The organism is Sphingobium xenophagum NBRC 107872 (genome assembly GCF_000367345.1).
Classification (GTDB): domain Bacteria; phylum Pseudomonadota; class Alphaproteobacteria; order Sphingomonadales; family Sphingomonadaceae; genus Sphingobium; species Sphingobium xenophagum.
Genome location: NZ_BARE01000084.1, coordinates 1 through 9,169, shown reverse-complemented (window position 1 = coordinate 9,169; position 9,169 = coordinate 1). Strand labels below are relative to the sequence as shown.

General features: G+C 60.5%; 13 protein-coding genes. 7 read left to right on the top strand and 6 right to left on the bottom strand.

Features of this window, described 5'->3' with window-relative positions; translation table 11 throughout:
* Positions 1 to 49: 49 nt before the first annotated feature.
* The 6 genes from SX1_RS21210 to mobQ all read right to left on the bottom strand — a co-directional run bounded on the left by SX1_RS21210 (position 50) and on the right by mobQ (position 4,643).
* Positions 50 to 742, bottom strand: a complete 693-nt coding sequence (locus tag SX1_RS21210; protein WP_026150027.1) for a hypothetical protein — start codon at positions 740 to 742, stop codon at positions 50 to 52.
* 171 nt (positions 743 to 913) lie between these two features.
* Complete coding sequence (locus tag SX1_RS21205; RefSeq protein WP_019054711.1) at positions 914 to 1,483, bottom strand: recombinase family protein; 570 nt, start codon at positions 1,481 to 1,483, stop codon at positions 914 to 916.
* Between the two features lie 444 nt (positions 1,484 to 1,927).
* Positions 1,928 to 2,764 (bottom strand): hypothetical protein, encoded by an 837-nt coding sequence (locus SX1_RS23290; protein ID WP_145076178.1) that lies wholly within the window; start codon positions 2,762 to 2,764, stop codon positions 1,928 to 1,930.
* A gap of 33 nt (positions 2,765 to 2,797) precedes the next feature.
* A complete protein-coding gene (locus SX1_RS21195) occupies positions 2,798 to 3,103 on the bottom strand; it encodes a HigA family addiction module antitoxin (protein WP_236711418.1) in 306 nt (101 codons plus the stop codon).
* Positions 3,104 to 3,223: 120 nt separating this feature from the next.
* Positions 3,224 to 3,616 (bottom strand): type II toxin-antitoxin system RelE/ParE family toxin, encoded by a 393-nt coding sequence (locus tag SX1_RS21190; protein WP_255209819.1) that lies wholly within the window; start codon positions 3,614 to 3,616, stop codon positions 3,224 to 3,226.
* Positions 3,579 to 4,643, bottom strand: coding sequence for a MobQ family relaxase (gene mobQ, locus SX1_RS21185; RefSeq protein ID WP_019054707.1), 1,065 nt, complete (start codon positions 4,641 to 4,643; stop codon positions 3,579 to 3,581). Before mobQ ends, SX1_RS21190 begins: the two co-directional genes overlap by 38 nt.
* A 222-nt stretch (positions 4,644 to 4,865) precedes the next feature.
* On the opposite strand from mobQ, the gene SX1_RS21180 reads away from it, so the two are divergent.
* The 7 genes from SX1_RS21180 to SX1_RS24020 all read left to right on the top strand — a co-directional run.
* A complete protein-coding gene (locus SX1_RS21180; RefSeq protein ID WP_019054706.1) occupies positions 4,866 to 5,135 on the top strand; it encodes a hypothetical protein in 270 nt (89 codons plus the stop codon).
* Between the two features lie 80 nt (positions 5,136 to 5,215).
* Positions 5,216 to 6,028, top strand: coding sequence for a hypothetical protein (locus SX1_RS23615; protein ID WP_157410350.1), 813 nt, complete (start codon positions 5,216 to 5,218; stop codon positions 6,026 to 6,028).
* The gene (locus tag SX1_RS24405) at positions 6,025 to 6,573 is read left to right on the top strand and encodes a hypothetical protein (RefSeq protein WP_157410348.1); all 549 of its coding nucleotides are present in this window, start codon (positions 6,025 to 6,027) and stop codon (positions 6,571 to 6,573) included. Before SX1_RS23615 ends, SX1_RS24405 begins: the two co-directional genes overlap by 4 nt.
* A 21-nt stretch (positions 6,574 to 6,594) precedes the next feature.
* Positions 6,595 to 6,864 carry a hypothetical protein gene (locus SX1_RS24595; RefSeq protein ID WP_019054703.1) on the top strand — a complete coding sequence of 90 codons (270 nt, stop codon included), beginning with the start codon at positions 6,595 to 6,597 and terminating at the stop codon, positions 6,862 to 6,864.
* 83 nt (positions 6,865 to 6,947) lie between these two features.
* Positions 6,948 to 7,175: a hypothetical protein gene (locus tag SX1_RS24590; RefSeq protein WP_167539656.1), complete on the top strand. Its 228-nt coding sequence runs from the start codon at positions 6,948 to 6,950 to the stop codon at positions 7,173 to 7,175.
* A gap of 387 nt (positions 7,176 to 7,562) precedes the next feature.
* On the top strand, positions 7,563 to 8,669 hold the full coding sequence (locus SX1_RS21155) for a replication initiation protein (protein WP_019054701.1): 1,107 nt from the start codon (positions 7,563 to 7,565) through the stop codon (positions 8,667 to 8,669).
* Between the two features lie 77 nt (positions 8,670 to 8,746).
* A partial coding sequence (locus SX1_RS24020; RefSeq protein ID WP_081610015.1) for a MerR family transcriptional regulator occupies positions 8,747 to 9,169 on the top strand: 423 nt, incomplete at its 3' end.

Here is a 9,169-nt window from a genome sequence, read left to right as displayed (position 1 = left end):
TATTTGGTCGCCCTGACGAGTGACCGCGATCACGTCCGCCAAGTGAGATTTACACTCCCATCTTGAGGTCGAGCTTAATCGTGTCGCCGGGCATACCGGTCAAAACGGCGATCTTCTCACGGGCGAAAGCCAGCACATCCGCAACAGTGTTAAGCGACGGGCCTGCCTCGGCCGGGATAGCCTCTTCGGGCTCCGGAGCGGCTTCATCGGCCATCTTCCGCACATCCTTGGACACGGTGCCTTCCAGTTCATCGATACTGAAATTCGCGATACGCGGGTACTCTTCCGCGATCCCGTGGCCGACCTGGCTGATTACCGCATTGTCTCCCTTATCGAGCATCACCCACATGCCGTAGTTATTGCGGACGGTGTGGCCGTTCTCGATCCGCGCAGCATAGGACGCATCGAACCGCTTCTTCACCTCGTCGGCGGGAAAGAGATACACGTCTACGTTCTGGGGGTTCAGCCGATCATCAACGGCAGCGACCAGAACAAGGTCCACGTCATCAAGAGTCTTCCAACGCTTTCCATCATCAAGCGGCGGGAAAGCTACCCAGCGGTCGCGGGTGGTGCGGATGCTGGCAGTCTGCGTCTTGCCATCCTTGGTCAGCTCATAGGTGTTGGAGAGACCACGGCCAGGCTGCTTCTTGAGAGCATATCCCTGCTGACGTGCGCCTTCGAGGGCGGCGCCAACCATTAGGTGCCAAGCGGCACTTTCCCCCATTTCTTTCAAGCGCGTCATAACAATTCCCCTCATTGCCGATTGTCCCGAGCACTGATTCGCCGCGTGACAAGGCTTATTAGGAATTGTTGCCGCACTTATGCAAGAACAATCGTATAAGTCCCGAATTATCCCGGCTCTGAACTGGCCTGAAAGCGAATTAGTACGAATTGGTATGAGGGTTAAGCCCGATTACCCCTGTCGGCGCGACAGCCGAGATATTGTGGCCTGATCGACCCCGAGCAGCGCCGCGACGGCGCGCTGCGTGTCGCCCTTGGCAAGCCGCTGTAACGCCTCGGCCTGCTGGTGAGGGGTGAGGGCCGCTCGCCGGCCGAACTTCACCCCACGGGCCTTCGCCTGGTCGCGGCCGGCTGCGGTGCGCTCCACGATCCGCTGGCGCTCCCAGCTCGCTGCGATCCCCAGCACGGCGATGACGACCTCGGCAAACTGCGAGGTCGTATCCACCATAGGCTCTGCGATCGAGCGGAAGCCGGCCCCTGCCTCCTTCACCGCATGAAGGATGTTTAACAGGTCGCGGGTGTTGCGAGCCAAGCGATCCGTGGCCGTCACCATCAGCACGTCGCCGGCATCGAGCGCGCCGATCGCGCGCTTGAGCTTCGGCCGCTCGGCCGACGCGGCGCTGGCCTTCTCCTGGTAGACCTTCACGCAACCGGCAGCGAGGAGCTGGGCGACCTGCTGGGTGAGGTCCTGCCCGTTGGAGGAGACGCGCGCATAGCCGTAGATCATGCGATCATTGTGCATCAGATATATGCATCACGGAAGCGCCCGGATTTCCGCCGTTTCCGACACGATGCAGAACCTATGATTTTTGCATCAGTACAAGGTGGTTGTTGGACAACCGCGCTTGTCGGCCTTGACGCGGAAATCCGCTGTGACCACATGGGAGCCGGGCCATTGTAACTGATCTCAATCCTAATCTGACACTGACAACTCTCGTAACTTGATCTTGAGGCCCTCGGTCAAACAGCGCTGCAAAGGCAGCGCCGTGAGGTGTTGTCGTGCAAGATTCCAAACTAGATCACGTTAAGCTATTTTTGGATGCTGGCCGTCCAAAGACGGCAACTGCGTTAGCATTTGCAAGGTTTATACCTTGGGCTGCTATTCCTGCATCTCTTCCTAGCGCGTTGAGCTTTATCGAAACGCTCTTGCGATGATCGTGCCTATAACAGCCATCGCGGTCTACTTTTATAGAAGCGAAACATTGGACACGACTTCTCCGTCCTTGACGATCATCATGCAGGCTGCTTCGGCCTTGACGTGGTATTCTTTGAAGGTGGTTTGCGAGGGGTCTTTGAACGTTGGCCGTTCATAGACGCTTCCGATCGATATGTAGGGCGCGATCAAGCGCCCAACTAAGACGATTTGACCTCGTTCCTTTAACTCGCGGGCTTTCTCTGGGCTAAGCTCCAGTTTTACCGTTCGGCTAAAAGTCGAATTCCAACTGTTGTCGTGTCGGGATACATTGACGTCGATATAATACTGCGAGAAGATTCCAGCCTTCACCCTCGCCGTGGCTCCGTAGGCGTTGCTACCCACGTAGCTGCCGAGTGACGTGAAGTCCTTGAAAGCTTCTAGGGATATCGTCGTGCTTTCGCTGGTATCCGAATAGTCCTGATTCTCCCGAGCCGGAGAAATCCGCGCTTGTTGCGTTTCAGCGTTATAGCTGAAATGATCGGCAAGTGGGACTACCGCTACGATGTTTTCTCCGCCTAGTAGGCGCGTAACTGTATCGCCTCGGCGTTGGACAAATTGCTCTGTTGTCTCGAACTCCGTTTTTCCTTGTGCCGTATCCATATTCGATAGCGGCTTAAGAACGCGTGCGAGCGGAATTATTGATGCGGCACGGGCTGCGGCATTGTCACAGGTGACGCCGGCAACACTCGATGCGTAAGCACTGGCGCTTGATGCTGACGACGCCACGCGCACTGGCGTAGCTTTTTTAACAACGCGCCGTTGGGCTTCTACCTGTCCCGAACAGGTCAGCGTCGTGCCGACCACTAAGGCCGTCCACAGTTTCAGCATACCCCCGCCCTTCTGCAAATTCTGATAAAAGGATCACGCCGCTTCGAGCGTCGGGATACGCGCGATGATATCGGCGTCCTTCACCGCCTGCACACGGAGGTCGAAGTTGCGCTGCATGTTCACCCACATTTCGGGCGTGGTGCCGGTGAGCTTGCCGATCCGAAGCGCCATGGTCGGGGTGACATCCTGCTTTTCGGCGAGGATATCGTAGAGAGTCTGCCGCGACACCTCGATCAGCCTGGCGATCTCCGCCTTGGGCTTGTTGAGCGCGGGCAGAATGTCCTCCCGCAGCAGCTCACCGGGGTGCATCGGGGCAAGGCCGGATACGAGCTGGTTCATCATCTGTCTCCTGTCCGGGCCGATCCCGGATCATCATGCGTCTCTATATAAGCTCTATGTGTAAACTAAAGCCTTACATGTCAAGCATTGGCTGACAGATTTTTAGGGTGGCACGCCCCCTCAATGATAGTCCTCGATGTTCACGTCGATCGCATTGCCGTCATCCCAAGCCCATGTGACCCGGTAATTGCCGCTGGCATCGACTGCGTATCGTTTGGGCTTGGTGCTCAACCCGTGAAAGCGAAAGCCCGGAACATTCATGTCCTCGGGCTTCGCGGCTGCATCCAGCGTGAGCAGGATGCGACGAACGCGGTTGTGGTTCTGGACGGGAAGTTTTGAGCCATCTCCCTTGGTGGCGAAGGCTTCGAGCGCCTTGCTGGTGTATGTTTTAATCATAGACACATTGTAAGGCATTTCCTGACATTTGTCAAGCATTACCTTACACTCTGCCGAAAACGATTCTTCGGCGGCAACCCTACCGCCCGAATCCGATATCCGGCCCTTCACGCCCACGCTGACGGTCCAGCTCCTGCTCTCGCTGCCGATCGCGATCACGCTGCCCCGGTTGGTCCAACTCGATCGCCGGCATTTGGTCGCGCTGGGCTGACTGGTCGAGCGCCGGCACCGCCTCGAACCCGCCATCGCTGCTGGTCTGCAACCCCGATCGCATCGCCCGCGCTGCGCCCTGGACCAGGCTCGACATGCCCTGCATCGCCAGTTCGGCCCGCTCGCGGAGCTGGTGGGACCATTCCATTATCCGCTCCTGACCACGCTCGATGTAGAAGCCCAGCCCTCGCTTCTCCATGATCGCCTCGTTCATCTGCCCGCGCGGGGTGACGGCGTGCGGCTCCTCGCCGGCCGCGATCTGCTCGCGCTCAGCGCGGCGCTCGATCGCAGCCGACGCATGGCCCATCTTCACGGTCGGCTCGATATCCAGCCCCTGACGCTCGTAGCTGCGATGATCGACCCGCTCGGCCACCTGGGCGTGTTCCAGCGCATCGTTGACCATCCCGGCCCACCGCTCCCGGATCGCTTCCACCTCCACCGAGGCCGTCGAACGCACGTCGAGCTGGCGCGTCTTCGCCCCCAGCCCCTCCGGCCCGACCTCCCGCGTCGTCGTCGTGACGTGGGCATGGTGGTTGCGATCGTCGCCATAATCATGGGGGGCATGGATCGCCGCATCGACCGCCACCCCGTAGCGGTCGCGGATATTCTCCGCAAAAGCACGAACCAGGTCGCGGCGCTGGCCGGCGTCCAGCTCGGCCGGTAGCCCCAGCTCGTATTCCCGCGCCACCTTGGCGTCCTTGCGCTTCTCCGCCGCCTCGGCCGCGTTCCACAGCGCGGAGCGGTCCTGCGCCCACTCCGCGCCTTCCGGCGCGATGATGAACGCATCTTCGACGCCCCCCCGTCGCGTGTAGTCGTGCACCAGGCCGTCGCGCTCATTTTCGAGACAGACGCCGGCACGATACGCGACCGCCGCGACCGCGCTGCGCCCGGTCGAGCGCGACACCGATTTCACCGCCAGATGGTAGATCGCCATCGCTGCGCCTGCCTTCTTCAACGTGGTCCAGCGGCGTTGCGCTGGTCGGGGTGTGGGGCGGAGGCCCCGCTGTCGCAAAGCGACATGGGTGCAGGGTATCCCTGCCGCACGCATTACGCAGTAATGCTAAAGTGCGCCCTTGTCTCCTATCGTCATCTCGGGTGGCTTCGCTTGTTGGGTTGAGCTATAGTCGCTTCGCATTCATACTTTCGGGTAGGAAACATGGCGGCACCGACACCAGAAGCGATCGAACAGGCCCGCAAACGGGTCGATCAGGCCAAGGCCCGTCTCGACGCGCTCAATGCCCGTGTCGCTGCCGAAGGTCGTCGCCTCGATACCCGCCGCAAGATCATCCTGGGCGGGCTGCTCATCGATGCCGCCAGCAAGGACAAACGCTTCGCCGGCATCGTCTCCGAGCTGACCCACCGCATCAGCCGCGATCAGGACAGGAAACCGTTCGAGGGCTGGACGCTGCCCGGAGAGGAACGCTGATGGAGCGCGACCGCGAGGACGATCCCCGTCGCCTGCTCGAACAGGCCCGCCAGCTCCACGATCAGGGACGCGGAAGGGGAATGGCTCGTGGCGGCAGCCGAACCGATCCCCCAGCTGGCAAGTTCGATCCGGCCGAGTTCGACACGCCCTCTGACCCGCCGCCCTCTGCTGCCGGTCGTGCGCGCGATGCTGCCGACACCGCCCAGGCGCACAGCTTCTTCTCCCACCTCGACACCAACATCCAGCGCGTCCTTGCCGGCTTCGGCACCCTGCGCGACCTGGTGTCCGACGTGCGCGCCAGCCTCGCCGATGCCGCCGCTAGGGACGCACAGCGTGCCGAGGACGAGGAAGCCCGTGACAAGGCCATAGCGGCTCGCCTGGTCGATCCTGCCGCCCTGGAGGCCCGTGCGGAGGCCGGAGCGCGTCGTGGAGCCACGGACGGCCTTGCCGGGGCGGGGGAGGCCCTGCGGCGTCGGATCGACGCTGACACGGCCGCGCACGCTGCCCTGGCCGATCGTTTTGCAGCCGATGCCGCCGATCGCCGCGCCCATGAGCAGCGCCGGCGCCGGTGGGACAGGTGGTGGAACGGCGCGCTTGCCGGCTTTGCCCTGCTGGTGCCGATCGCCGGGGGTTACGGCTACTACTTGGGTAACGGGGCCGGCGATGCACAAGGCTATGCCCGCGCCCGTGATGAAACGGCTGCCGCGAGCTGGGCTAACACCACCAATGGCAAGCTCGCCCGCCGCATCGATCAGGCCAGCGAACAGACCATCCCCGCCATCGCCGCCTGTCCCAAGGATCATGGCTGGAAGCGCGAGAAGCGCGACGGGGCATACTGGTGCTTCGGCGCAAATCCCGACGCCAAGACCTACAGCGGGTGGTTGTTGCCATGAACCTCGATGATCGCACGCGCACCTGGCAGCTCATCATGACCGGCAATGATCTCCGGCGCGTCACGCTCGACACCCAGGCTGACATGGCGCGGTTGCTCGACCTCGATCCCTCCATTTCGCACCTGACGCTGGAAATCGGCGACGTGTCCGTCCACGTCGCCCGCGACTGGCCCAGTGACCAGTACGTGTTGGCGCTCGCAATCATAGCGGCGTCTGCTTGCCAACGGAGCGGCTTTTTGCTCACGCTATCTGCCAATGGCGTCCGGCACCGGGCTCAGATTAACTGCCAACGTGCTCGCCATCGTCCGGCGCTGCTCGCAATCGAAGGGTTTTGCTCACGTTATCTGCCAATGGGTTCTCTAAACCCGTCAACGGAAGGCGGTTTTGCGAATTGGGTTTCCAGAACAGTTTTGACAAACCGGAAGCCGCAGAATGTCTCGCCTGTCCTGCCTGCTGGCAGGATCGTCAGAAAGGAAGGTTTTGCAGAACCGCCGGATCGGCTGCTCCCGCCCAGTTGCAGACATTCGACAGCGAGTGCAGAATGACTTTACCACGGAGCACTTCGCATGAGTGAGCAAGCGCAATTGGACCGTTCGGCGGCCTTACGGGTCAGCACGCAAATCATAGTGACCGTTTCACTCTCGATTTTTCTGTCGCTGATCGCGTGGAAAATGGAGTTGAAATCCATTGCGAATTTGACGTGGCTGTTAGTGGCCCCGCTAATCATCGCATGCCGATGCAACGCTGGGACGGCGCGAACGAAAATGGCTGTGCTGTTGCCGGTTGCGTCTTTCATTGGAGTCGGCGTGGCAGCGACGCTGATCGGATACCCATAACGTCGGTTGGCGGCTTTCCACCCCTTTCCGCCATTGGCAGAAAGCGTGAGCAGATCGTTTCCCTTTGCGAGCAGCGCCGGACGATGGCGAGCACATTGGCAAACAGCGTGAGCACCGCTTCTTGGCCATTGTCAGCCAATCCGCGCAGGAAATCGCGCTGTTTGCAAGCAGACGCCGCTATGATTGCGAGCGCCAACAAGTACGAGGAAGCCGGTCGTCTGATCGATCGTATCGCCGCCTCGGGCGTGTCCGCGATCGTCGTCCACGATGGCAACGGCAAAACCCCTCGCCGTGTGACGCCCGGTGAATGATCGGGTACCGCTCTCACCCCGCCTCCTTCCTCGCCAAGCTAGCGGCCGATAGGCCGCCTCTGTGACGGCGTAGCCGGCACGCATCATCAGCGCATCGGCCGAAGGCCGATTCCGCATTGTCATCATGCAACGCCAATCTCGCGCGCCTGCGATGATTCTAGATTCTACTGATTCTATGATTCAGGGGTTGCTTGTTATCTGATTTACAAAGGAAAAATGGCGCAACCTACGACAAATGGGGTGCCCAGTTACGACAAATGGGGTGAGCACCTACGACAAATGGGGTGCCCAGTTACGACGGATCGGGTGCCCTCATGAGGAATGGGTTGGCTATGCGATCTATGACATTGACATTGATCTTATGTCGTAACTGGCTAAGCTTATGCCGTGCCTGACGACCTCCCTATCGGCCGCACGATGAAGGCGGCTTCCACGATCTCGGTTCGTGACGGTCATGCCATTGTCAAAGCCGGCGAGTTCATCGAAGCACGGTTTGGCGCGGGTACGTCACCCTCTTTGGCGGCCCGCAAGACCCTAGCTCTTCTAATCGCCAAAGCTGCCGGCGAAGCGTGGCGACCGGGATCGCACGTCATCGCTAAGCGCGATCTGCGAGGCACCCACAACGCCAATGATCGGATCCAGGACACTCTCGATGAGCTGATGGATGTGAAGTTCCAAATGCCTTCGACCTCGGCGCAAGGACGTGCGGCGACGCTTACCGCTGCCCTGCTTGCCTGGACGCTCAACGAACATGCGGAAGACGGCCGGGCCACCGTCGAGTGGGAGTTCACGGCACCGGCTAGGGCGATTCTGCAAGGGAGCGATTACTACGCTCGCCTCAACCGGGCGGCTCTGCTCGCCTTCCGGTCGAAGTATGCGATCACCCTCTATGAGATGGGTTGCCTGCTGGCTGGACGGCGTAGCCCCACATGGTCCGGAACGGTCGATGAACTACGGGAGCGGCTTGGCGCACCCTCTAATTCGATGCCTAACTTCTCCGACTTCCGGCGTCTGGTGCTGACACCTGGCAAAGCCGAAATTGACCAGCTCGCCGCCTTCACGATGGACTGGTCGGAAAAGCGCGGGGCGCGGGGCAAGATCACCCACGTCACCCTGACCTTCACCCCTAAGGACGACGACGCCACTGACGCCGCGGCCGATGAGGCAGGACGCCATAGCAGCGGCCGAAAGGCCCGCCGGGAAGGGACGACAGAAACCATCGTCAACACCGCCAGCCTAATCGCCTCGGCGGCTTCTCGGCTATCGGTTTCGGACACCCTACGCTGGCCGGCCGACGATCAGGTGGACGAGTTCAAGACCCCGGAGCTTCATGCAATCGGAATGGCTCTAGGCGGTGGTCACTCCGTGCAGCGCCTAGCGGATCAGTATGCTCGCGTCCGCCCCGAACAGCGCCGCAAACTGGTAGGGGACGCTCTCAAGGCGGATTGGACGAAATGGGTTACGGGGTGTGCCACCAAGTGGGGCCGGGTCTGATCGTTTCGCCACCTGACCGTTTCTGCTAACGGTTAGCGGATTATGTTTTGAAACGATCTGCAACAGGGACGAATGAGATGGCTTACACTCTTGGAGAAGCCGCAAAGGCAACGGGTATCAGCAAGGCTTCCATATCGCGTGCCATCAACAGCGGTAGAATTTCTGCGACAAAGAAGGATAACGGCTCTTTCTCAATCGAGCCTGTCGAACTGCACCGGGTGTATCCTCCAAAGTCAGCCGCACCAGTAACCGGAACGCCTTCTGAAACGCTACGCAACAGCAATGCTGACATCCGTAACGGGTCGGATTCCAATGTGTTGCAAGCCCGTCTTGATGCTGCTTTGGAACAGTTGCGCGATCGTGATGGTACAATCGACGATCTTCGCCGTCGCCTCGATCAATCGGATGAGGAACGACGTGAGGCTCAAGCCCGAGTGATCGGACTGCTAGCCGGACCCGGCCCCACGGAATCCAAAAGAGGTTTTTTTGGTCGCCTATTT

Excerpts from the sequence above, each read along its gene's own strand:
- SX1_RS21210 (WP_026150027.1), bottom strand. The coding sequence starts at position 742 with ATGACGCGCTTGAAAGAAATGGGGGAAAGTGCCGCTTGGCACCTAATG.
- SX1_RS21205 (WP_019054711.1), bottom strand. The coding sequence starts at position 1,483 with ATGCACAATGATCGCATGATCTACGGCTATGCGCGCGTCTCCTCCAAC.
- SX1_RS23290 (WP_145076178.1), bottom strand. The coding sequence starts at position 2,764 with ATGCTGAAACTGTGGACGGCCTTAGTGGTCGGCACGACGCTGACCTGT.
- SX1_RS21195 (WP_236711418.1), bottom strand. The coding sequence starts at position 3,103 with ATGAACCAGCTCGTATCCGGCCTTGCCCCGATGCACCCCGGTGAGCTG.
- mobQ (WP_019054707.1), bottom strand. The coding sequence starts at position 4,643 with ATGGCGATCTACCATCTGGCGGTGAAATCGGTGTCGCGCTCGACCGGG.
- SX1_RS21180 (WP_019054706.1), top strand. The coding sequence starts at position 4,866 with ATGGCGGCACCGACACCAGAAGCGATCGAACAGGCCCGCAAACGGGTC.
- SX1_RS23615 (WP_157410350.1), top strand. The coding sequence starts at position 5,216 with ATGGCTCGTGGCGGCAGCCGAACCGATCCCCCAGCTGGCAAGTTCGAT.
- SX1_RS24405 (WP_157410348.1), top strand. The coding sequence starts at position 6,025 with ATGAACCTCGATGATCGCACGCGCACCTGGCAGCTCATCATGACCGGC.
- SX1_RS24595 (WP_019054703.1), top strand. The coding sequence starts at position 6,595 with ATGAGTGAGCAAGCGCAATTGGACCGTTCGGCGGCCTTACGGGTCAGC.
- SX1_RS24590 (WP_167539656.1), top strand. The coding sequence starts at position 6,948 with ATGGCGAGCACATTGGCAAACAGCGTGAGCACCGCTTCTTGGCCATTG.